Genomic DNA, 24,754 nt, shown 5'->3' with positions numbered 1-24,754 from the left:
TTTCAAATGGTGAACCAAATACTAAAAGCGCCGGACGGCCCACCAAGTGATGTTGAAGATATTAAAGAAAGAAGTAACTATTTACGCGGTACTCTAAAAGAAGTAATGCTTGACCGTATAAGCGCAGGTATTCCTGAGGATGATAACCGTTTAATGAAGCATCATGGTAGTTATTTACAGGACGATCGTGATCTTCGCAACGAACGTGCGAAGCAAAAGCTTGAGCCGGCTTATCAATTTATGCTACGTGTCCGATTACCAGGCGGTGTGGCTACTCCAAATCAATGGTTAGTAATGGATGAGCTTGCTGATAAATATGGGAATGGAACTTTGAAGCTTACAACTCGTGAAACTTTCCAAATGCATGGGATTTTAAAATGGAACATGAAAAGCACGATTCAAGAAATTAATTCTGCTTTAATGGACACCATTGCAGCCTGTGGAGATGTAAACCGGAACGTTATGTGTGCGTCAAATCCATATCAATCAGAAATTCATGCTGAAGTATATGAATGGTCAAAAAAATTGAGTAATGATTTATTACCACGCACCAGAGCCTATCATGAAATTTGGCTCGATGAAGAAAAGGTTGCCGGCACTCCTGAGGTTGAAGAAGTCGAGCCAATGTATGGACCGCTTTATTTGCCACGTAAATTTAAAATAGGTATTGCGGTCCCACCACATAATGACATAGATGTTTTCTCTCAAGACTTAGGGTTCATTGCCATTGTCGAAGATGAAAAGCTAATTGGCTTTAACGTTTCCATCGGTGGAGGAATGGGTATGTCCCACGGAGATACTGCGACTTATCCACAGTTGGGTAAAGTGATCGGCTTTGTTAAACCGAACCAGTTATATGAAGTGGCAGAAAAGGTCATTACGATTCAACGTGATTACGGGAACCGTTCCGTTCGGAAAAATGCACGTTTTAAATACACAGTAGACCGACTTGGGCTAGAAAATGTGAAGGCAGAATTGGAAAATCGACTAGGTTGGAGCCTGGATGAAGCAAAATCCTTCCACTTTGACCATAATGGTGATCGTTATGGCTGGGTAAAGGGTGTCCAAGGAAAATGGCATTTCACTTTGTTTATCGAAGGCGGACGTGTCGCTGATTTTGATGATTATAAGCTAAAGACAGGCTTAAGTGAAATTGCAAAGGTTCATAGTGGAGAATTTCATTTAACCTCTAATCAAAATGTCATTATTGCGAATGTATCGAGTCAGAAGAAAAAGAAAATTAATGAGTTAATTGAAAAATACGGATTAACAGATGGGGCACACTATTCAGCACTTCGTCGTTCTTCTATCGCATGTGTTGCGCTACCAACATGTGGATTAGCAATGGCAGAAGCTGAACGCTATTTACCGACCTTAATTGGGAAGATTGAGGAAATTGTCAATGATAATGGTCTTGGAGATAAAGAAATCACTATTCGAATGACCGGCTGTCCGAACGGCTGTGCACGTCATGCACTCGGAGAGATAGGTTTCATTGGCAAGGCACCAGGAAAATACAATATGTATTTAGGTGCTGCTCATGACGGTAGCCGTCTTAGCAAAATGTACCGTGAAAACATCGGTGAAGCTGAAATATTAAAAGAATTAGGCCAAATTCTTCCGCGTTATGCAAAAGAACGTGAAGAAGGCGAGCATTTTGGTGATTTCGTCATCCGTGCGGGGATTATTAAAGCGACAACAGATGGTACAAATTTTCATGAATAAGTTGAAATAAAGGAAAAAATGACTTAAGCGAACAGCTTTAAGTCATTTTTTTTGGACCAATAGAAGCCTTCAACTAAAACTTCTATCGGAAATTTTTAAATGAGAAATAGGTATAAAGTACAAACATTAGGCTATTTATCCAATCATTGCTACTTTCTTTTGAATACTCTTATATATGGAGGCGATGTCTATGAGTGTGAAAAAGGTGAAAATTTCACAACTACAACAGGAAGGTAAGGAATTTTTAAAGAAACAAAGACTTAAATCAGAAAATAAACAAGCGGAACCCGATCAAAATACTGGTCAGGAGAGTGTAGTTAAACCATTAGGAGCAGATAATATGAATCATATGAATCAACAATCAGGAAAAAAAGTTCCTTTAGTAAATAAAACACGACAAATGCAAACTCATCCTCAAAAAATAACGCAACAGGCCATGACATGGAATAGTCCTGAGTTAACAGACGAGAAAGAAGTAATAGTCAATCAAAATTTGCTATCTGCTAAGACAAGTATAGATGTAGATGTACAGCAACTTGAACAAGACATTCTCGATCTTAATGAAGCAGGTAGTGTATTATTTAAAATTCCAGTCTTTTTTAGTCATCAAAATCTTACTTCGCTAGGACCAGATGATCCTCCACCACTGTCACAGGAACAACAATTCATCCTTCAATTATTTAAAGAACTAAAGAGAGTGCTTCTATTGCCTAGAACATTAACCAATTCAACTCAATACCCCGATACAAGATTGGAAAATATTTCAAATATCATTAAGTCCAGCTTCGGTACTATAGCAGTATTATTAGAGCAAACACAAACATCATATGGTGAGCCGTATACACCATTTTCTCAATTCGAGCCAGCAATGGCTTATCAAAAAGGTCATCCATTGCTACTCGTTATGCAAGATACAATGACATTAAAAGCAGGTGGTGTTTGGGACGGTGTTGGTTCCGTCGTACCATTTAGTCCCATCATTTGGCATTCGGAAGCTTCTTCAGTGGAGGAGTTTTTTAACAGCTATCAGTGGAATGCAGCACTATACAAATGGGCTAATCAAGTAAGAAATAAGTATAATTCTGAGGGTAGTCAAGCTTAGATTTTCCTGTTATGGAATAGGGCAAAAAAAATCCCCGCTCATCTATAGAGCGGGGTACATGAATAAATAAAGTAAATGGTAGACAAATCATACCATATATTCATTAGAATCTATATACTTTTTTATCAAATACATACAATTATTTGTCGATAAATAAAGAAAATTGGTGGTTTATTAGTCAATAATGACTTAATAGAATGCTGCTCTGCATCCTTTCATAGACTAATAATAAAAAGGTTAGAACAGAAATGGGGATTTTTATGTATTATCCTTACTATTCAAACATAGGTGAACCCTATACGAATCAAAATAGACATCACCAATATATAGATCAAATAAATCATCACAATAAAATGACGGTAAATGGCAAGGGAGAAATCACAGCAAGACCTGATCAAGCAAAATTAACAGTTGGTGTCGTTACGGAAAATATTGATGTCGAAAATGCACAGCAAGAAAACGCAATGATTTCTACACGTGTTATCAATGGACTAAAGCAGTTAGGAATCGGTGATAGCGATATTAGAACGAATGTATATTCGATTCAACCACAATATGATTATATTGATGGAAAATCAGTGCTAAGGGCTTATCAGGTTGAACATCAATTGGAGGTTACGGTAAAGGATATTGCAAAGGTTGGATTGGTTTATGATCAAGCATTAAAAGCTGGGGCGAACAGAGGCGGGAATGTCCAGTTTTTTGTATCAAACCCAGAAGGGTATTATCGAGAAGCATTGAAAAGAGCTTTGCATGATGCAATTGAAAAAGCGGTAACGATTTCTACTACCATTGGGACGAACTTGAATAAAACTCCAATCAAAATCGTTGAAGAACCCGAACCACAGGACCGGATTTTCCCAGTATTTTCATATAAATTAGCTGCTACAGCTGAAGCGGGAGTACCGCCCATTCAAAAAGGTGAGTTTAGGATTGTAGCCAATGTTAAAGCTGAATTCAAATACTATACTAAAACTTAATGATTTTTTTGGCTGATTGAATGACTTCCTGACCAAGGGAATATTTCTCTTGGTTCATTATCCTTAAAAAAACCTCCGCAATTTCTGGATCAAATTGCTTGCCTTTATTTATTTCTATTTCAGTTAAGGCGTAGTCAATTCCCAAACCATCTCGATACACACGACTAGAAGTCATTGCATCAAATGAATCGGCAATGGCCATGATTCGAGCAGGGAGGGGAATCTCTTCCCCTTTTAATCCAAAAGGGTAACCTTTGCCATCAAATCGTTCATGGTGGTATAAAATCATTTCTAAAACCCCTAACTCACGGATAAAGGAAATCGGCTTTAATGTTTCATATCCAATAACAGGGTGGGTTTTAATGATTTCGTATTCATTTGCTGTTAGTTTTGCTGGCTTTATCAGTACCGATTCAGGGACCCCAATTTTTCCTGTATCGTGCAACAAGCCACCGATATAAATCGCTTTACATTGATATTTTGATAGGCCCATTTTTTTTGCGATTTTTAAAGAATAGCTAGCAACATTCTCTGAATGATTAGCTGTATATTTGTCCCTTGAATCGAGTAGCTTTGAAAGGGTCATGATAAGTTCCGTTTCATTTCTTTTTTGGATAATGTATTGATTGGTAACTGCTGCGGAAAGGAAGGTAACGAAGGTATAAATAAGCAGAAGGGCGAAAAAGGCTGTTGGATGATCGAAGCCTCCACTAGAAAAGGCTCTAAAGCATGCAATAGTGGAACTAATAATGACCTTGAACCATGTTGATTTAGTTGAAAAACCAATCCCGAAAAAAATAACAATCAAGATATACATAAAATTAAATTCAGCTGACCACAATGTAAGAATAGGTACGGTGATTAAGAAATTAAAGAAAAGACTCCGATAGAATAGGGAATTTTCTAAGGTAAAGTAAGCTTTCCTTTCCAAATATAACACCTCATTTTGAGCTATTTTTCTAAATGGAATGATTAGATAAAAGGGAGTTTTATAGATTTGCAGGAGGAGTGGAGGATCCGAAAGTAAGCAATAATGTAGTGTTTTTTATAACATTCTACCCGGGACTAGAAAAATCCTGTGAAATAATATGAAAAGAAAAAAATAGAATGAAATTATTACATTAATATGAATTTATAGGGTTTATAAAAATATACATTGCATTTTAGTTCACAATCTAATGTAATTCGATTATAATTGATTTATAAAAAAAATAGTATCTATCTTCGGGGCAGGGTGTAATTCCCGACCGACGGTGTTGAGAAGAAATTCTCTAAGCCCGTGAGCCTTTTTTAGGCAGGATTTGGTGAGATTCCAAAGCCGACAGTATAGTCTGGATGGGAGAAGATGGAGGTTTAGTGGCGTTTAAGGTGAATATTAGACGTTTATTAAGTATACCTTCGAATTCATTCTCCCTCAAGTTAATCATAACTTGGGGTTTTTTAATGGAATGAAAGGTTGGTAGCTAACTAAATCTTCCCTTCTAGGAATGATGGATCCTAAAATGGAGGAGAAAGAAGAATGAAAAAGAACAAAGTAAGAGCGTTAGTTTCAATTGCCATGCTAAGCAGTATCTCGTACATTTTGATGTTTTTGAATTTCCCTGTACCACCATTTCCAGCGTTTTTAAAAATTGACTTCAGTGATATTCCAGCTCTAATTGGTGCAATTATCCTTGGACCAATGGCTGGCGTACTAATTGAATTAATGAAAAACATTCTTGACTATTTTATTAAAGGCAGTGAAACAGGGGTTCCGGTAGGACACATTGCTAACTTCCTTGCTGGGATTTTATATATTTTACCGACTTATTATGTTTATACAAAACTTAAATCAAAAAAAGGCATGACTTTAGCACTTGTTCTTGGAACAAGCATTATGGCCGTAGTTATGAGTGTTCTGAACTATCTCGTCATTTTACCGGCATACACTTATTTCTTAAATATGCCAGCAATGAATGGGGCAGAAATCCGTCAGTATATAGTAGCTGGTATCCTGCCGTTTAATTTTATTAAAGGGGTTGCGATGTCTGTTCTGTTTATGCTTATGTTCACGAAAATGGGAGCATGGCTGAATAAGCAGAGTGTTGCATTTAAATAATGAGGATAAATAAAGCAAAGCTCTAGTTCAATGAAAGAACTAGGGCTTTTCTTATGTAAAGGAAATATGTATGAATGGTGCTTGCGCCAACCTTTATTAGATTTTGCCATGTTTCATTAGGGAGAAATTAGATGTATCAAACCTGACTGTGTTGGAAAAGGATATAGAAGCTAGCATTACTTTTACTTGAGAGGGAAGAATACAATGAAAATTCGATTTGGATATGTGGCAAATGCATTAGGTTTGTGGGATGCAAGTCCGTCAAAGTCTTTAACCTTTGCTCGGTATTCTGCACTTTCCAAGGATGAGAGAACCGAAAAGCTTTTAGCTGTCACTGCAGAAAATTTACAGCATACAAAAAGAATTCTTCATTATAATATTGCTCATGAAATTGAGTTGTACCGCTTCTCAAGCTCACTTGTTCCGTTAGCTACACATCCTGAGGTGATGTGGGATTTTGTTTCCCCTTTTAAAGCACAATGGTCGGAAATCGGGGAACTAATTAACAGATTTAACATCCGTCCGAGCTTTCACCCCAATCAGTTTACGCTGTTCACTAGTCCACGTGAAGACGTTACGATAAATGCAATTAAAGATATGGAATTTCATTACAGAATGCTTGAGGCTATGGGGGTAAATGAGCAAGGAGTCCTGAATATCCATATCGGTGGTGCTTATGGTGATAAGAATGAAACGATTGGGCGTTTTCATCAAAATATTCAACGCCTTCCCAACCAAATAAAAAAGGTCACCACACTAGAAAATGATGATAAAACCTATAATGTCGAGGAAACGCTACTTGCTTGTGAGCGGGAAGGGGTGAGAATGGTCCTTGATTTCCATCATCATATGGCGAATAAAGGGGATGTAGGTCTCGACATTTTGCTAGAGAGAATCTTTAATACCTGGTCTGGATCTGTTTTTCCGCCGAAGGTTCATCTTTCATCCCCAAAATCAGAGTCCGCATATCGTTCTCATGCTGATTTTGTTAATCTCGATTTTGTTGTTCCATTTTTAAAAATGGCAAAAGTCTTGAACCAGGACTTTGATATTATGATCGAGGCGAAACAGAAAAATTTAGCGATGCACAAGCTGGTTGAAGACATTTCCTCGATAAGGGGCGTGAAGCGAATCGCAAGCGCCATGGTGGAATGGTAAATCATTGAATTGTGAGCGAAACATTCCTTTTTGAAAGTGAAAAAAATTCTTAGATAATCCAATAATCCCAAATCATTTTAGCTCAAATGTACTCCGGTTAATTATCTCAACGTCATTTCTTTTGTTTATTTCCCCCATTAGATGAAACAGTGCTTCATCTTTTCTTTTTGCTTCTATCATGCAATCGATTTGGGGAACACTTCCGTTTACTTCTTTTAAAAAGCGAAAAAACATCTCGACATCTACATAATCGGAATGATGTCGAAACTCTTTATCATTTTTTGGACTAGAGATATGCATTTTAAGAGGGAGCGGTGAGTTCTTCCAAGTGTCAACGACACGATTCCAATGATTATACCAATTTTCATTAACATGAAGGGCAAGGTGATGATGATAATCAAAAACAAGCGGAATATCCAGCTTTTCACACAAGTACAAAGTGTCTTCAAGATTAAAGGAAGTATCATCATTTTCAAGCATAATCATGTTCTGAATTGACCGTGGTACGTCCATCCAATTTTCAACAAAACGCTCTAACGATAGTTCTGTTTCTTTATAGTTCCCTCCAATATGCATGACACAGCGATGAGTCGGGTCAATTCCCATTCCTTTTAATAATAAATAATGAAGCTTGAGCGTCTTAATTGAATTTTTTAAAATATGCTCCTGTGGAGAGTTGATTAACACAAAGTGATCGGGATGAAAATCGATTCTCATTTCATTTTTTTTAATAAAATGACCAATTTCCAGAAGGCTTTCCTTTAATGGCCTCATATAATTCCAGTCAAGAAGCTCCTCGTGGTTGGCTAATGGAATAAGGCGTGAGGTTAAGCGGTAAAAATAAATATCCGATGCAGCATTATGCTTTAATAGACGTAGTGTATTATGTAAATTTGACAGGGCAATTCGTTCTAATTTTCTAAGGGCGGCTTCCCGGTCCTCAATTTTATGAAATTGGGCAAAAGTCATTGTTTGCGAAGGGGATGCATTCTTTAATTCCATGCTCATTGCCACATAACCTAGATGTACAATCGTCATGTATTACATCTCCTTATCAATGGATGAGCAGACAAAAGAAACTGTCTGCTCATGAATGGATAATTAACAATTTTCTGCTTTATTGTGGTGTAAAGGCGGAGGAATTAACCAGCCTTTTTCTTTATTTAGGCGAAGGACTTTTGCACCTAGAGTAACTTTTTGTGCATGAAATTGGGCAAACATCATCGCGATATCTTCACGGATCGATTGACCAATGATGGTACTACATGACACTAAACCAGCTGCGATATCAGCGGATAATGTTGCAGCAAGCTCAGGATCCTGGAATCTGGCACCAACTGGTATATCATTTAGACAGGCTTCTGGACGGTCTGGAGGTGCAGGAGGAAGCCCAATTCCATTTTCCTTTAACAGTTCTTCAATTTGTTTTGCCTCTTGTTGGCATGCATCGATAGCTTCAACTATTAATTTTTTTAAATCCTCATCACCCGCATGATTCAGCATTGTTTGATATGCTGCGTTCATTCCTTTTCCAACAAGTAAAAAAGACCATGTACTAAAAACTTCACCATAGTGCATTGGTTCATCTTTTGGATTTCCACTTAAGATTCCCATCGTAAACCTCCTAATAACATTCATCTTTTGTGCCACCTCTCTAAAATTGCACAAATTTAGCATACCCAGAAAATGAATTTGCATGATAAGAGGGATGAAGTAACCTTTTGGAAACTAATTAGACAGAATCCTAAAAAATAAAAAACGGCCACATGGAGGCTTGTCCATGTGGCCAAAAGCATATCGAATCGAATAAAAACCTAACTACATTCAAATCTTAAAAGTGAGACAAAATCTAGGATTAATCTTCCATTGTTGATAAATCGCCAGTAGGAAGACCAAGCTCCCACGCTTTTAAAACGCGACGCATGATTTTACCTGAGCGAGTTTTTGGAATAGATTCTCGAATTTCAAACAAGCGAGGTGCAGCGTGAGCAGCTAGCTTTGTTTTAACAAAGTTGCGGATTTCATCAAGCAATTCTTGACTTTCAACATATCCTTCTCGCAGTGTGATGAACGCTTTGATAACTTCACCACGAACTGGGTCAGGTACACCGATAACACCAGCTTCTGCAACAGCTGGGTGCTCAACAAGCTTACTTTCAACTTCAAATGGTCCTACACGCTCACCAGAAGTATTGATAACGTCGTCAACACGGCCCTCGAACCAGAAGTATCCATCTGCATCCTTATAGGCTGAATCACCTGAAATAAACCAACCTTTTAAGAAATATTGCTCATAGCGCTCAGGATTATTCCATACAGTCCGAACCATTGCCGGCCATTTTGGTTTAATCGCAAGATTTCCCATGTGGTTTGGAGGTAATTCGTTACCATGATCGTCAATTATGCTAAGCTGAATTCCTGGAAGTGGTTTTCCCATTGAACCAGGACGAATCGGGTTACAACGGAAGTTCGCACAAATGGAAGATCCTGTTTCAGTCATCCACCAGTTATCGTGAATTCGTAAATTCAATGTTTCAAGGCCCCAGCGTATAACCTCAGGGTTTAATGGCTCACCTGCAGATAGAACATGACGAAGCTTAGAAATATCATATTTTTTTGGAAGCTGATCGCCACTTCCCATTAATAAACGGAATGCTGTTGGAGCACTAAACCAAACGGTTACGCCGTATTTTTCGATTGTTGCAAACCACTCATCAGCGTCAAAGCGACCGCCGCGCAATACGTTTGTAACCCCATTTAGCCACGGAGACCACATACCAGCAGATGTTCCAGTTACCCAGCCAGGGTCTGCTGTACACCAATATACATCGTTTTCCTTCAAATCATAGACCCACTTACCAGCAAGATATTGATGGATCATTGCATCATGAACCTGAAGAACACCTTTAGGTTTACCTGTTGAACCCGAGGTATAGATTAATAACATACCATCTTCACGGTCAACCCACTCAATTGTGTATTCATCAGAGCTCTTCATTAAATCATTGTATAAAAGTTGATTATCAGCTGTAGCTTCGTCTGCACCAACTAAAATCACATACTGTAAATCTGGTAATTCACTTACAGGAATTCGCTTAAGTAGCTCAGGTGTTGTAACAACAGCTTTTGCGCCACTATCAAGTAAACGATCCTTAACTGCTTCCTCCATAAATGCTTCGAACATTGGTCCAGCAATAGCTCCAATTCTGATGATACCAAGCATTGCAACATATAATTCAGGGCTCCGTGGCATGAAAATGAAGACACGATCTCCTTTTTCAATACCATTAGCCTTTAACCCATTGGCAAATCTACATGAAAGCGCTTTTAAATCAGAAAACGTATATTCCTCATTACGGGTGTTGTCGCTATAGATAAAAGCTTTCTTGTCTCCTTTTCCTTCATCAACATGACGGTCAATCGCTTCGTAAATCATGTTTACTTTACCGGTTTTAGACCAAGTAAAGTTTTGTTCTATATTTTCCCAGTTCATCTCTTTTACAGTTTCATCATAATTTGAAAGATTGGCTGTTGCATCAATTGTATCGATTCCGATTACATCTAAAGCTTTTTCCATCTAACATCCCCCTAAAATAATTTATAAATTGTTATAATACAGATTATAAAACATTTTAGTATGGTACAACAACATATTTATTAAAAATTCTAAAAATTTTTACAAAAAATCGAGTAATGCTGACAAAATTAAACGTTTTTCATGAGCTATCGTGCCCGAAGAGGATGCAAAAAAGCCCGTGAGATAACAATAAGTAGTTTATCGTTCCCATAGAGGTCGAAAAAAAGCCCAAGCGGTAACGATAAGTAGTTTATCGTGCCCGCAGAGGCAAAAAAAAATCCAAGAGGGAGAACGTCTATATTTTTGTGTAAATGGTTATACTTTCCAATTAAGGAGATGATCGTTTATGCAAAACTTTGGTGATATGACCATAAGAGAATTAGCCAGTCAATGTGAAACAGTGGATGACATTCAAGTTATGATTCGAGACTTATTTAGAGAAACACTCCAACAGGTATTCGAGGCTGAGATTGAAGACCACCTCGGTTACTCAAAACACAATGTGAAAGGAAACAACTCAGGAAATAGTAGAAACGGATACAGTAAGAAGACTATCAAGTCTAAGTTGGGCGAAACAGAAATAAAGATTCCTAGGGACAGAAAAGGTGAATATGAACCTCAAATAATTAAAAAGTACGAGACCTCTATTAACGGCTTAGAGGATCAAATTATTTCACTTTACTCAAAAGGAATGTCTACCCGCGATATTGAGGATCACATGAAAGATATCTACGGTATTAGTGTTTCACCTTCTTTGGTTAGTAAGGTGACTGATAAAATATTACCGCTCGTTTATGAGTGGCAGTCCCGTTTATTAGACCCTGTGTATCCAATCGTGTTTCTTGATGCGATTCACTTCAAAGTTAAGCATGAAAATCGGATTATCAATAAAGCTGCCTATACGGTATTAGGCATCAACACCGATGGTGTTAAAGATATTCTTGGCATTTGGATTGGTGAAAATGAAAGTGCTAGTTTCTGGCTAAACGTTTGCCAGGAATTGAAAAGCCGAGGAGTTCAAGACATCCTAATTGCCTGTAAAGACGGGCTTTCCGGCTTCTCAGACGCCATAACATCTACGTTCCCAAAGACTGATATTCAATTGTGTGTGATACATCAACTACGCAATAATTTAAAGTATGTCCCTACCAAACATCGTAAAGAGGTTATGGATGATTTAAAAAAAGTCTATAAGGCATTTACGCTGGAACAGGCTGAAATGGCTTTTACTGAGTTCAAAGAAAAGTGGGATAAAAAGTTTCCATCGGTTGTTAAGTCTTGGGAGAATAATTGGCTAGAACTAACGGCCTTCTTTGCCTATCCGGTTGAAATCAGAAAGTTAATCTATACAACTAACACCATCGAAGCATTCCATAGACAGCTGCGAAAAGTCACAAAAACAAAGACGGCTTATCCAACCGACAATGCTCTTAGAAAGATAGTTTACTTGGCGACTGTTGGGGTAACAGACACATGGACTAACGCTATCCCAGGTTGGTTAGAATGTAGACAGCAGTTTGAAATCATGTTTAGTGATCGTCTTGGAATTAACGATTAAGTTTGTTGTTTAGTTTAGGGCTGCGCCCTAGGGTTTATCGCTTTTTGTTCTCCCAAAAGGGAAAAAGAGAGGTGAATACACCTCTCCCGTTTGTACAGAACCTTACTAGGTGCTCGGGTTGCTCCCCAGCATTGCCCTATCCCCCTAGTAAGTAAGAGCACTATAGTTTAAGTGTAGTCAAAATTATTGTAATTAAATCATTTACACAAAATAATTTACATTCCCCCAAGAGGTAACGATAGTGGGTTTATCGTGACCGCAGAGGCCGTTAAAAAGCCTAAAAGGTAACGATAGGAAGTTTATCGTGCCCGCAGAGGGCGCCAAAAAGCCTGAGAGGTAACGATAGGGAGTTTATCGTGCCCGCAGTCAACAAAAAAATCTAAAGTGGTAACGATAGGAGCTGGTTGGTGACTTCTTTCTCAAAAACATAAAAGGAAAAGGCACTAGTAGGTGCTCTTTTCCTTTTATTTGTTGGACTCTTAAAAATCAAATCTCAATAATCACTGGCAAAATCATCGGCTTCCTCTTGGTATGTTTAAATAAATATTGTCCAACAGACTTTTTAATACTGTGCTTCATCGCACTCCACTGCCGCACGTTTTCGTCCTGCAGCTCCCGAACTGTTCTTTTTACGATTTCATTAATTTCTCTCATTAAATTCTCGGATTCCTTTACATAGACAAAACCACGGGTAATCGTATCGGGTCCTTGAATAACACGAAAGTCTCTTTTGCTAATCGTAAGGACAATAACAATCATTCCATCTTCGGAAAGCTGCTTGCGGTCTCGGAGAACAACCTCGCCAACATCACCAACGCTTACACCGTCCACATACGTATCGCCAGAGGGGATGCTGCGGGTCTGCCGTGCTTCTCCATGTTCGATGTCGACTACATCGCCATTTTTTAAAATAAAAGTATTTCCTTTTTCGATTCCTACCGATTCGGCGAGTACGCGGTGATGGTGCAGCATCCGATATTCACCGTGGATGGGGATAAAATAGGTCGGCTTCATTAAGGTGAGCATCAGCTTTAGATCCTCTTGATAACCATGGCCAGAAACGTGCATACCAGTTGAACTGCCTGAACCATAAATCACATTAGCGCCTAGCTGAAATAAATTGTTGATGACTTTAGATACGTCTTTTTCATTCCCAGGGATGGGGGAGGCGGCCATAATCACCGTATCGCCAGGATAAACTGAAACATCGCGAAAGTTTCCAGTAGCAAGTCTTGCAAGGGCAGCGTTCGGTTCTCCTTGACTTCCTGTACATAAAATGACGACGTTTTCTGGTGCAAGCTTATCGATTTCCTGAGCATCAATCAACATTCCTTCAGGGATATCAATATAGCCGCGTTCTATGGCGACATCGACAACATTGACCATACTTCGTCCAAGCAATCCGAGCTTTCGGTTTGTTTTGATTGCAGCAGAAACGACCTGCTGAACGCGATTGATATTTGATGCAAAGGTGGAGACAAATATTTTCCAGGTCGCCTTCATAAAGGCGGCATCCATATGATTGGCGACCATTCGTTCTGTTGGGGTCAATCCTGGACGTTCAGCATTGGTGCTTTCAGAAATTAATGCAAGAACCCCTTGATTGCCGAATTCTGCCATTTTATGAATATCTGAGTATTGGTTATTTTCAGGAGTTAAATCAAATTTAAAATCACCTGTATGGACGACATTTCCTTCAGGTGTATGGAAGACAATACCTAGGCAATCAGGAATACTATGGCTTACCTTGAAAAAAGAAACCCCGATTTTTCCTAACTCTAGTGTCGATTCTGAATCAATTTGGACAAGCTTTGTATCTCTTGTTAATCTATGTTCTTCTAATTTTAATTCAATCAAACCGAGAGTAAATCGAGTTGCATAAATCGGAACGTTTAATTTTTTTAGAAAAAAAGGTATCCCACCAATATGGTCTTCATGTCCGTGTGTCACAATGAGCGCACGGATTTTTTCCTTATTTTCCTCAAGGTAAGTCATGTCAGGGATAATTAAATCAACTCCTAACAAACTTTCGTCGGGGAATTTTCCACCACAATCGATAATGACGATATCATCGGAATATTGGACCACATACATGTTTTTTCCAATTTCATTAATACCACCTAAAGCGAAAATCGATAATGCATTATCATTGGTTGTCAATTTCATTCCTCCCAAATACCATTAAATATTAGTAGTATTTCCTTTATGGCATTCCTTTATCTTACTTATTTTTCAAAAATAAGGATTTTAAGAAGGAGGGAATTTTATTAACTGACAATAATGGTTTCTTAGTTCTTAAAAACATTAATAATTTTCACTTCTTCCGGTTGATTTGGACCACGGTAAATTTTGATTTCAGGCCCTGAAGATGCAGAAATTCCACGAAAATGAAAATGATTTAATACAACATTCCTTGCACGATATTGGATAGCACAAATAGGTGCTCCTCGATAATTGTATTTGGGATCACCGATGAAGGAAAAGTGATTGATCACGACATTTCGATAAGCCGAAACAACCAAACCACGTGGGGATGAACCTCCGTATAGCTCTGAAAAAACCGGAGCAATGGCAACAATATTAGTAGCTTGAATGTTGTAGGCTGTTTTCGACTCTTCATCTGTGCTTTTGTGATGCCCGATATGGCGGAAATTATAGGAGCGGTTATCGTGAACGGAGATATGACCAATAATGTTCACGTAAGAAGCTGCAGAAGAGTTTTGATGGGCTTTAATTTCAATCCCGCCAAAGCATCTGGCAGTGGAATTATGGAGAAGCACGACATTTCTCGATCCATCGTCAATCTCGATCCCATTTGAATTTGAAAACCCCTGTTGATGGGCTCTTCCACTAGGATCACACATGTGGCAATGGGAAATGAAAATATGATCGCTGTGGTGGGTCGTAATTCCATCATCTCCAAAGCCATAGCCGTTGAGACCATCTAGCCAAACATATTGACTACCGCCGCGCGCCAGATAACCATCTCCTCCATAATTGTACAATGTAGAGGATATATCAAAGCAATGAAGGCCAGGGTTAATTCCCTCGACCTGTTGGACCCAACCATATTTCACATTGGCATAGGTTAAACAGCTTGAATGGTTGCCCCCAGTACTTGTTTTTACTGCATTTCCTAATCTCTCTACATTCCAATCCAAACTTAATGATCCTACAAAAAGGTGATGATTGCCTCGCCAATGATTAGCATTTGTAACGAGCCTAGTACCTTTTGGTGCATCGTTATGAAGTTTAATGATGGTCCGTCCTTTACCTGCTCCAACAAGGACAGTCCAGGATGGAAGCTTAATGCCTTTAGTTACATACACACCTTCTGGAACGATTACTTTTACGCGTCCCGTCCCAATTGCTTTGTTAAAAGCGGAGGTACAGTCGGTTTTTCCGTCTCCAATTGCTCCATAATCTTGCACATTAACTTCTCGTGTAATGAGGTTTTTAAGCTTGGAGTATTCTTGGTCAAGCAGTGTTTTCCATTCAGGATAAATATTTTTATTTTTATCGATGATGATTTTTGTCCGATCTAGAAGAGTTGCCGGTTTGGAAAATAAGCGATATATACGCTCATTTGTTTTTTGTTTGATGGAGATTTGAGTGGTACCACGCTTTGTTTGTCTCCTGTTTTTTGGTTCTTCATAATAAAGTTGGAAGAGCTGTTCTGTTTCTTGAACCGCCGCAGCTAAATCAACCTGATTTTCCGTTAATTGCGCCAACAATTCAGCATTTTTTTCAGGGTTATGCTGTTTCTCAAAATCAATCATTCCTGTTCACTCCAATGATTTTCTTATTTCCGTTTAAATTTATCAAACATTTTTTCTTTGTAATAGGTGGAGGGAGGTGAGTGGAGAGTGCCTCTTTTTTTCAGCAGTTCTTCAATTCTTAACTGTTTCTGCTGCTTTTTCGCACGTAAGTTTGCTCTTTCCTCGCTACTGTCACAAACGGAAATCAGATCATCAATCGTCAACATTTCTTCCTTTAATCGATCGAGGTCCTCTAGCATGTTGGCGTTTTTTAAGAGTGTATACGCAATTCGTAATTCCTGGGGCAGGTGTGATAGATCTTCGAGTTCTAACGGTTTCCCTTTTCCAGGCAGGTTATCAAACTCGCCGTCCTTCATCGCCCGTTTAATCTTGTCCTCGGCAATGATTGAAAAAATATCCACATCGATCACACTCCTTATTGTAAGTATAGCTTAAATTTCGGTACTTTATCGTCCTCAACAAGACGTTCTTTGGATTGAAACTTTGCAAGAACATTCTTATTAGCTAATTTTCCGAATCTATTAGCGGATATTAGTCGCCTTTTAGCCGATATTGCAATTCTATTTGCCGATTCTATTTTTTGTAACAAATATAAAAGAAGGAGGAACCATTCTAAAATGACTTCTCCTTCCTCTTTATTATAAAAATCTAAAAAGCACCAGAGCCGCCTCCTCCACCACCTACGCCACCGCCACTTGTGCTTGATGAACTGCTGTCTGCACTCCTCGTAGCCATATTGGCTGTGTAGAAGGATGTGGTTGCCATCGGTCCATAATGGGCAAGCGTTCCGATGTCAGGTGTTGGACCAGGATAGATACCAGAAAGATAATTGGGTGTTTTAGGAATCTCGAACGAATCAGTAAACAGGCCGCTTTTGTTTTTAAGGTTTTTTACCTTAATGCCTAACCCGTAAATATAAACGCGCATTTTATCATCCTCGTCGATTGATTTCCACTCATCGAAATTTTTGTCTTTTAACTGTTTTTTTATTAGATTCCATTCATGGGTAATCACTAAACCCTCCCAGGTTTTTGGACGATACGCCAGTGCAAAGACCATTCCTGTTATACATAAAAAGATTGTCGCGAAAAACCAACCGAAAAGACCATAAGCAAAATAGAAGATGAGTAATGGCAATAAAAGAAGGCTTAGTATACCAATTGACCAACGGAGGCCGTTATTTTTGACAAAAAGATTATGTTCTTTGATTTCTTCCTTTACTGTTTGAATCCATTTGGTTTGACTAGATTGATATTTAGGATGATTTTTTTTATTTTTTGTATAAGAGGTTAAATTCTCAAAGCTAAATTCTCCATTTGAACCAATTTCATGAAATAGCAATTTAACAAGGTGTTGTTCATGCTTTAGGAGCTTACTAGTTTCATTGTTTAAAATAAAAGAGTTGTGATCAGTCTTTCTAATTATGCCCTGTCGAATTAGGTCCATCATGGCTGCGCCCATTGCTTCACCGGGAAGTTGTGACCCATTTGTGTAAAGAATCGTTGCAGGAAGACTCATTTTTTGCCCAGGAATTGAGAAACCGTGACTGTCACATTCGCGGGCGACCGCTAATCGAGTTGAACGTGTTCGCAGCCAAGCTCCTAACATAATTATTGCTAAAAGGATGGAGAGGGTAGGTGTCACTATTGTTGCTAAATTTGAAAGCTTACTCGTCATTGCTGCATCATGCTCAGCTTCATCCAAAAGTTCTTGCTTGGCAGCGAGGATCTTTTCCTTCATTGGTGTATCAGCGGCAATTGGAGCCTGCGGAAACAAAGCAGCATCATATGCTACACGGATATCGCCATTTTCTCCTGAAGGAACCTCGCCAAATTGGAATAAAACAGAGCAATCCGATCCAATTTTTTCATTTTTGAAGGCACTGTCATAACCAAATGCTATCACTTCGTCCGTTTCTTTTGGGGGATGAATTGAGATAGTAAGATTTTCATAGGTGGATTCGTTCCGTTCATCAAAAAATGGCCAGTAAAATTCGGCAACATCAGAATAGACATCAACACCGTTCTTAATTGAATAGGTTAGCAAAATGGTAATCGTTTCGTCTGAACCTTTACGGTGTACCTTGTATAGGTCATCTTCCTTTTCTACCTTTAGCGATTTACCATTCTCGGTTGCTTTGAAATGAGAAAGCTTTGTTCCTTCTTTGGGAATAAGCTCCCGGGTTATCCCATTAAAGTCTCCATCAAAGCTGTATGTGTGGGTCTCATTAACATTGACAGTTCCATCTTTATTCAAAAATGCATCAATTTTTACATCAGTAATCGAATATTCTACCGCGAGTCCGTTTCCTGGAAAAAGGAAAAATACAACAAATCCAATTATACAGGTAATGGTGATTAACCGTTTGGAGTTCATTTTCAACACCTACTTTCCTTTTACTTTATACGTCTATTATAGGTGAAGGATTCAAAACTTTGAATTATTTGGTAATTATGCATGAGCTTTTACCTTTGATATTTTTCAACTATCGAAACATATCAATTTTTCCTAAAAAAAATTGAAAAATATCAGTTATATATTACAATAGACAGTGTTGAATGGAGGAATAATATAATGTCAAATTTACCAAATTGTCCAAAATGTAACTCTGAATACACCTATGAGGATGGAAGCATGTTTGTATGTCCTGGAATGCGCACATGAGTGGAATCTAGAATCTGATGCAGAAAATGCGGAGGAAGTTAAAGTAGTAAAAGATTCAAATGGAAATGTGTTACAAGACGGAGATACTGTATCTGTTATTAAAGACCTTAAAGTGAAGGGTAGCTCTTCCGTCCTTAAAGTCGGAACAAAGGTGAAAAATATTCGTCTAGTAGACGGCGATCACGACATTGATTGTAAAATCGATGGCTTCGGCGCAATGAAGCTTAAGTCGGAGTTTGTGAAAAAGATTTAATTTGTAGTGGTTTATACATTTGTGTAAACATGCAAAGATAGCAGGGGGATCCTTCTTATGGATTTACCTGCTTTTTTTGTATAATACAGACAAGACAACACGTGTGCCGAATTTACTTGGCATCCACTGATTACCATTAATACTTGAAATAGGACAGAAACGAATTCCTGTCACAAATCAACCTTACAAGGGCATATGTTATATGAAGGTTTAGGTTCATGACAGGAGGAATATATATGTATCCATACTATGGTTACCGGACATATGAAAATGGAGGGGGCTATAGCCAATATCCACTTACTCCATATACGGATCACTCTTATTTTCAACAATATGAGTCTTTTTTTGAAAGGCAACAGACTATTCGAGGTCAGGCTTCATGGACAGAGGGGGGAAGTATTACCCAATGCGGAATCCCTTGGTCACAAAATCAATATATGACAGTTGCTGTTGGAACAAATAGTCCCTATAAGTGTGGGCAATCCCTAAAGGTTAGGAATCTATCCACGCCAGGATCACGTGAAATCATTGTAACAGTTGTCGATCAGGTTGTTAATTATCCAGCCAACAAGCTTAACCTGCACCGCAGGGCATTTGAAGCATTAGGAGCACATCCAAGTCTCGGCGTGATAAATGTGGAGATCATTCCTTCACCGGAATTAGAGCAAGAACGATGGGGGAAATACTTATTAGAAGTGGCGTTGACGGCCTATCCAGGTTATAACGTTACTGAATATCAATTAGTGGGCAAAACCCAGGTTTCCCCTCAGCAAACAAAGGAAACGTATGATTTCATTTTACAATCACCACGAGATCGAATGAGGGTGCGCGGGAACGTCGACTATAATCCGGTCACTAATCGGGTGATTTCGTTTAATTTAGTGGAAGTGTAGCATTGGAATCTAGAAAATCATTATTTTCCTTTCGAAGTAAGGAAGTATAAAGTAAGTTAATGGAGACTGTTCAAGACTTGTGATTTCGGTCGGAGCAGTCTTTTTAACCCATAGTGCGTTCGTAGACTTTCTGAATAATGATATTAGTTAGAGAAATGAAATACATAATGTATCTTGAGGTTCTTATAGTTTGACAATCTTATTGTTTACCCTTAACACTAAAGTCTACTATAATGATTTCATCAAACATCTCAGATACTAACCTAGTTAAAGCAGGAATTAATGAAGTCAATAAAGATTTTTATTAGTATGCCATAGTAAAAAGGGATCGGTGAATATGTTCAATTTAGCTCCGTTAATGCTAGAAAAAGTGGGGATTATTGTTATCGCCGTTTTTTTGCTCTCACAGATGAAATCCTTTCGAAATATTATTCAAAATGAACACAGCATAAATGAGAAAATGATGCTGATTTTACTTTTTGGTACATTTGGAATCATTAGTAATTATACCGGTATTGAGGTATATCATAACACCTTAAGTCGAGCGGATTTCCTTACCGATATCGAGCCTCAAGCAGCACTTGCTAATACGAGAGTAATGGGAATCGTAATTGGAGGTTTACTAGGCGGTCCGTTTGTTGGGCTAGGGGCTGGTCTGATTGCTGGATTCCACCGCTTTACCTTGGGTGGTTTTACAGCTCTATCCTGTGCCATTTCTACGATTATAGCAGGGGTGGTGGCGGGCTCCTTAGGGAAAAAACGTAAGAAGATGAGAAAACCGATTACATCTGGGTTTGCTGTTATAGTAGGCATGTCTCTTGAAACCCTACAAATGGGTATTATTGTTGGAACAGCGAAGCCATTCAATCAAGCTTGGAATCTAGTACAGCTTATCGGTCTACCAATGATCCTTGTTAATGGTCTTGGAACCATGCTGTTTATGTTTATTATCCAAGCAATTAAGCGGGAAATGGAGCTTACCAAAGCAAATCAGACGAATCAAACCTTTTCAATTGCAGAACAAACACTGCCATATTTTAGACAAGGCTTAAACTTCCAATCAGCATGGGAGATCTGCACGATTATGTTGAGATTTACAGGTGCAGACGCAGTAGCGATTACAGATAACCATCAAGTTCTTGCTCATTTGGGGGCAGGGGCTGACCATCATGTTCCGAAAACGATGCCGGTTACGGGATTGACCCGTAAAGTGCTTGAACAGGGCAGGATTTCAGTCGTCAAATCAAAGCGGGAGATTGCATGCGTACATCAGGATTGTCCATTAGTAGCGGCAGTGGTACTACCGTTAAAAGTAAAAAACAAGGTTGTCGGGACGTTAAAAATCTATTATACAGAACCTGATAAACTTGATAAAGTGCAGCAGGAGCTTGCCGAAGGTCTCGCTAATCTCTTCTCCACACAGCTGGAGTTAGCAGAGGCCGAAAAACAAACGAAGCTGCTAAAGGATGCAGAAATTAAGGCTTTGCAAGCACAAATCCATCCTCATTTTCTATTTAATAGTATAAATACGATATCGGCGTTATGTCGGACCGATGTGGAACTAGCAAGAAAATTACTTTTAGACCTCAGTTCCTTTTTTCGAGGGAATTTACAAGGTGCTAGACAAATGCTGATTCCATTAGAGAAGGAATTAGAGAATGTAACAGCATATCTATCATTAGAACAAACTCGTTTTCCGAATAAATACCATGTTGATTTTGAAATTCAAAAAGGAGTAGAACAGGAACTGATTCCGCCATTTACGCTGCAGCCTATTATCGAAAATGCGGTTCACTATGGTTTTCCTGGAAGTAAAACGAAAGGAAATATCAAGATTAGAATATTAACAGAAGAAGAGCGTCTACATATTTTCGTTAAAGATGATGGAAAGGGAATTCCTGATGAGCGGATAAAGCTTCTGGGCAAGGAAATGGTTGATTCGAAAAAAGGCAATGGAATGGCTATTTTTAATATTAGCGAACGCTTAAAGGGGATTTATAATGGACAAGCACGCTTTTCAATTAATAGTATAGTAGATCAGGGAACAACAGTGTGTATTTCTATTCCGATTGATAAAGGAGGCATTGATGCAAATGATTAAAGCTTATATTGTGGACGATGAGCCGCTAGCTAGAGAAGAGCTAAAATTCTTACTTCACCTGGAGCAAGCAGGTCGATATTGTAGGAGAGAGTGACGGAATAGATGAGGCGCTGATTGATATTACTGTGCTAAAGCCAGAAATTGTATTTTTAGATATCGAATTGGCTGAAGAAAACGGTATGACATTAGCAAAGAAATTAGATGGTATGGAACAGCGTCCATTCATCGTTTTTGCCACTGCCTATGACGAATATGCATTAGAGGCCTTTGATGTTGATGCGGTTGACTATATTTTAAAGCCTTTTTCAGAAGCACGGATTACTAAAACATTAGAGAAAGTAAAGAAAATCAAGGATATTGAAAAAAAGGATCATTCGAGCCACTTTCAAGTTAAGCGCGAAGGAACTGCAAAGCTCGCGTTGTTAGTTGATGATAAAATCATACTGTTAAATTATGATGATATCATTTATTTAGAATCATCTGAGGGTAAATGTACGATCTATACCCAAGATCAACTCATTGTTGTGAGTGAAGCATTAGTGGTATTGGAGAAGAAACTTGTCGGAAAGAGCTTTCTTCGCGTGCATCGCAGCTTTATTATAAACCTGGATTATGTTTTGGAAATCGAGCCGTGGTTCAACTCAACCTACAACTTATTGATGGCAAATGGCTCAAAAGTACCAGTTAGTAGAACCTATATAAAGGATTTGAAGCAGCTCCTAGGAATCTAGGTGTATATGTTAGTGTTGTGAGTCAACCACGTTCTCAGTTGACAGAATAATCATTTGTATTTCAATTTCGTAAATTTGTAATTCATCTTTCCATTTATGCATTTTGTCATGAAAAATGAAAAAAAACGTTTTCATTTAATATGATAGATACGAGGATAGCAAAAATGGGAGGAGACAATATTATGAATGCGGTTACAATTGTAATTGGCTCTATCTGTATCTTATTGATCGTCTACCGGTTATACGGTACATTCCTGGCTGCAAAAGTTTTGAAGTTAAATGATTCAAAGCCCACTCCTGGCTCATAAATTAGAAGATGGTCAGGATTATGTCCCTACTAACAAATGGGTGGCATTTGGTCATCACTTTGCAGCGATTGCTGCAGCAGGTCCACTAGTCGGTCCTATTTTAGCAGCACAATTCGGTTATTTACCAGGTTTGATTTGGCTGCTTGTCGGTGCGGTAATTGGTGGTGCCGTACATGACATGGTCGTTTTGTTTGCCTCGATGCGTCGCGATGGTAAGTCACTATCTGAGGTAGCGAAAGAAGAATTAGGTCCTGTTGCTGGATTTTGTACAGGCTTAGCTATGCTATTCATCATTACAATTACGATGGCGGGTCTATCACTCGTTGTCCTACATGCGCTAGAAAGAAATCCATGGGGAACCTTCGCTGTCGGGATTACGATCCCAATCGCGATGGGGGTAGGATTGTACCATAAAAAAACTGGTAACCTGAAGGTTGCAACAATCGTCGGCTTTGCTTTAATTATGTCAGCCATTGTTTGGGGACCGAATATCCAAGGTACTTGGTTAGGTGATGTGTTAACGCTTGAAATGAGCACTCTTGCTATTATTCTTCCAATTTACGCGTTCTTTGCAGCAGCATTACCAGTATGGCTCTTGCTGGCACCTCGTGATTACTTAAGTACGTTTATGAAAATTGGTGTGTTTGCTGCATTAATTATTGGTGTATTTATTGTAAATCCTAGTGTTGAATTTCCTGCCGTAACAGAGTTTATTCATGGTGGAGGCCCTATCATTGCTGGTCCAGTGTGGCCGTTTATCTCCATTACGATTGCCTGCGGTGCTATTTCGGGTTTCCACGCTTTCGTTGGATCAGGTACAACTCCAAAGATGATAAATCGTTGGAGTGATATTAAAGGGGTTGCCTTTGGTGCTATGCTCGTGGAGTGCTTAGTTGCGATTATGGCGTTAGTGGCAGCTGTATCCTTACAGCCTGGTGACTATTTCGCGATTAACTCCACACCAGAGAAGTTCGCAACATTAGGGATCGAAACCGTCCATTTAGATGAGTTAAGTAAAGAAATCGGAATGGACCTTGAGGGCAGAACAGGTGGCGCTGTAACACTTGCAGTCGGAATGACCTACATCTTTACTGCGATTCCATTCTTTGAAAAATTAGCTTCTTATTTCTATCAATTCGTTATCCTTTTCGAAGCAGTGTTTATTTTAACAGCAATTGATTCAGGAACTCGGGTTGCCCGTTATCTGATTCAAGATTTCTTTGGAGATTTCATCAAACCGTTAAAAAGGACGGATTCATTACCTGCCAATATTATTGCCAGTATATTTGCCTGCTTTGGCTGGGGATATCTTTTGTACTCCTGGTGATATAAGCTCGGTGTGGGCACTGTTTGGTGTATCCAACCAATTAATGGCCTCAATCGGCTTAATAGTGGGAGCAACGGTTGTCATGAAAATCGCCGAAAAGCGTTGGTATATGCTCACTTGCTTAATTCCGCTTGCTTATCTGTATGTAACAGTGAATGTAGCAGGGTATTGGATGGTTAAAAATGTGTACCTGAATTCAGCAAATCCAGGATTTAACGTGTTGAATGGTATTCTTTCCATCATCATGCTCATTCTCGGCTTTGTCATTATGATTACATCAATCAACAAATGGATTCAACTAAGCAAAATTCCACAGCATGAACTGGTAAAAAAATCAGAAAAAGAAGTCGCATAATACGAAGCAGGGAGTCCAGAAATGGGTTCCCTGCTTTTTTATATCTAGCTAAGTTAGTTGTTCTTTTTTAATGGATAGGCGTAGTATTAAGGAGGCCATCTGTGCTCGAGTCAACTTGCTTCTCAAAAGAACACTTCCTCACGTT

At 38.7% G+C, this 24,754-nt stretch carries 16 protein-coding genes, 3 pseudogenes and 1 riboswitch; of the genes and pseudogenes, 11 read left to right on the top strand and 8 right to left on the bottom strand.

From position 1 onward, the window contains the following. Window positions 1–6: 6 nt before the first annotated feature. The 3 genes from cysI to RGF10_RS15385 all read left to right on the top strand — a co-directional run bounded on the left by cysI (window position 7) and on the right by RGF10_RS15385 (window position 3,807). Window positions 7–1,725 (top strand): assimilatory sulfite reductase (NADPH) hemoprotein subunit, encoded by a 1,719-nt coding sequence (gene cysI / locus RGF10_RS15395; RefSeq protein ID WP_318503472.1) that lies wholly within the window; start codon window positions 7–9, stop codon window positions 1,723–1,725. A gap of 190 nt (window positions 1,726–1,915) precedes the next feature. Continuing rightward, complete coding sequence (locus tag RGF10_RS15390) at window positions 1,916–2,827, top strand: hypothetical protein (protein WP_318503470.1); 912 nt, start codon at window positions 1,916–1,918, stop codon at window positions 2,825–2,827. A 260-nt stretch (window positions 2,828–3,087) separates the two neighbouring features. After that, entirely contained in the window at window positions 3,088–3,807 is a 720-nt protein-coding gene (locus RGF10_RS15385; RefSeq protein WP_318503468.1) for an SIMPL domain-containing protein, read from the top strand. On the opposite strand, the gene RGF10_RS15380 is transcribed toward RGF10_RS15385, so the two are convergent. Beyond that, window positions 3,797–4,738 (bottom strand): HD-GYP domain-containing protein, encoded by a 942-nt coding sequence (locus RGF10_RS15380; RefSeq protein WP_318503466.1) that lies wholly within the window; start codon window positions 4,736–4,738, stop codon window positions 3,797–3,799. The genes RGF10_RS15385 and RGF10_RS15380 overlap by 11 nt on opposite strands. A gap of 285 nt (window positions 4,739–5,023) precedes the next feature. Beyond that, a riboswitch (FMN riboswitch) is annotated at window positions 5,024–5,158 on the top strand. Between the two features lie 168 nt (window positions 5,159–5,326). Between RGF10_RS15380 and RGF10_RS15375 the strand changes: the two genes are divergently transcribed. Both RGF10_RS15375 and uvsE (RGF10_RS15370) read left to right on the top strand, forming a co-directional pair. Beyond that, entirely contained in the window at window positions 5,327–5,905 is a 579-nt protein-coding gene (locus tag RGF10_RS15375; protein WP_318503464.1) for an ECF transporter S component, read from the top strand. A gap of 204 nt (window positions 5,906–6,109) precedes the next feature. Beyond that, on the top strand, window positions 6,110–7,063 hold the full coding sequence (gene uvsE, locus RGF10_RS15370) for a UV DNA damage repair endonuclease UvsE (RefSeq protein WP_318503461.1): 954 nt from the start codon (window positions 6,110–6,112) through the stop codon (window positions 7,061–7,063). 72 nt (window positions 7,064–7,135) lie between these two features. On the opposite strand, the gene uvsE (RGF10_RS15365) is transcribed toward uvsE (RGF10_RS15370), so the two are convergent. The 3 genes from uvsE (RGF10_RS15365) to acsA form a co-directional block, all read right to left on the bottom strand. After that, a complete protein-coding gene (uvsE, locus tag RGF10_RS15365; RefSeq protein ID WP_318503459.1) occupies window positions 7,136–8,101 on the bottom strand; it encodes a UV DNA damage repair endonuclease UvsE in 966 nt (321 codons plus the stop codon). 63 nt (window positions 8,102–8,164) lie between these two features. Next, window positions 8,165–8,677, bottom strand: a complete 513-nt coding sequence (locus RGF10_RS15360; protein WP_318503457.1) for a DUF3231 family protein — start codon at window positions 8,675–8,677, stop codon at window positions 8,165–8,167. Window positions 8,678–8,918: 241 nt separating this feature from the next. After that, complete coding sequence (gene acsA / locus RGF10_RS15355) at window positions 8,919–10,640, bottom strand: acetate--CoA ligase (RefSeq protein ID WP_318503455.1); 1,722 nt, start codon at window positions 10,638–10,640, stop codon at window positions 8,919–8,921. A gap of 346 nt (window positions 10,641–10,986) precedes the next feature. On the opposite strand from acsA, the gene RGF10_RS15350 reads away from it, so the two are divergent. Then, window positions 10,987–12,198: an IS256 family transposase gene (locus RGF10_RS15350; protein WP_318503453.1), complete on the top strand. Its 1,212-nt coding sequence runs from the start codon at window positions 10,987–10,989 to the stop codon at window positions 12,196–12,198. A 486-nt stretch (window positions 12,199–12,684) separates the two neighbouring features. On the opposite strand, the gene RGF10_RS15345 is transcribed toward RGF10_RS15350, so the two are convergent. From RGF10_RS15345 to RGF10_RS15330, 4 genes are all read right to left on the bottom strand, one after another. Then, complete coding sequence (locus tag RGF10_RS15345) at window positions 12,685–14,364, bottom strand: ribonuclease J (protein WP_318503451.1); 1,680 nt, start codon at window positions 14,362–14,364, stop codon at window positions 12,685–12,687. 122 nt (window positions 14,365–14,486) lie between these two features. Further along, window positions 14,487–15,977 (bottom strand): glycosyl hydrolase family 28-related protein, encoded by a 1,491-nt coding sequence (locus RGF10_RS15340; RefSeq protein ID WP_318503449.1) that lies wholly within the window; start codon window positions 15,975–15,977, stop codon window positions 14,487–14,489. Window positions 15,978–16,000: 23 nt separating this feature from the next. Continuing rightward, the gene (locus RGF10_RS15335; RefSeq protein ID WP_318503447.1) at window positions 16,001–16,378 is read right to left on the bottom strand and encodes a DnaJ family domain-containing protein; all 378 of its coding nucleotides are present in this window, start codon (window positions 16,376–16,378) and stop codon (window positions 16,001–16,003) included. Window positions 16,379–16,625: 247 nt separating this feature from the next. Further along, the gene (locus RGF10_RS15330) at window positions 16,626–18,353 is read right to left on the bottom strand and encodes a DUF2207 domain-containing protein (RefSeq protein ID WP_318503445.1); all 1,728 of its coding nucleotides are present in this window, start codon (window positions 18,351–18,353) and stop codon (window positions 16,626–16,628) included. A gap of 198 nt (window positions 18,354–18,551) precedes the next feature. Between RGF10_RS15330 and RGF10_RS15325 the strand changes: the two are divergent. The 5 genes and pseudogenes from RGF10_RS15325 (at window position 18,552) to RGF10_RS15305 (ending at window position 24,609) form a co-directional block, all read left to right on the top strand. Continuing rightward, window positions 18,552–18,894, top strand: a pseudogene (locus RGF10_RS15325) (zinc ribbon domain-containing protein YjdM). Between the two features lie 236 nt (window positions 18,895–19,130). Beyond that, entirely contained in the window at window positions 19,131–19,787 is a 657-nt protein-coding gene (locus tag RGF10_RS15320; protein ID WP_318503443.1) for a DUF3889 domain-containing protein, read from the top strand. A gap of 337 nt (window positions 19,788–20,124) precedes the next feature. Continuing rightward, window positions 20,125–21,888 (top strand): LytS/YhcK type 5TM receptor domain-containing protein, encoded by a 1,764-nt coding sequence (locus RGF10_RS15315; protein ID WP_318503441.1) that lies wholly within the window; start codon window positions 20,125–20,127, stop codon window positions 21,886–21,888. Then, window positions 21,881–22,619 (top strand): annotated as a pseudogene (locus tag RGF10_RS15310) (LytR/AlgR family response regulator transcription factor). Before RGF10_RS15315 ends, RGF10_RS15310 begins: the two are co-directional and overlap by 8 nt. A gap of 182 nt (window positions 22,620–22,801) precedes the next feature. Next, window positions 22,802–24,609, top strand: a pseudogene (locus RGF10_RS15305) (carbon starvation protein A). Window positions 24,610–24,754 lie beyond the last annotated feature (145 nt).

It is taken from the genome of Bacillus sp. T3 (assembly GCF_033449965.1).
Taxonomy (GTDB): domain Bacteria; phylum Bacillota; class Bacilli; order Bacillales; family Cytobacillaceae; genus Bacillus_BU.
This window is presented reverse-complemented; position numbering and strand designations above follow the sequence as displayed.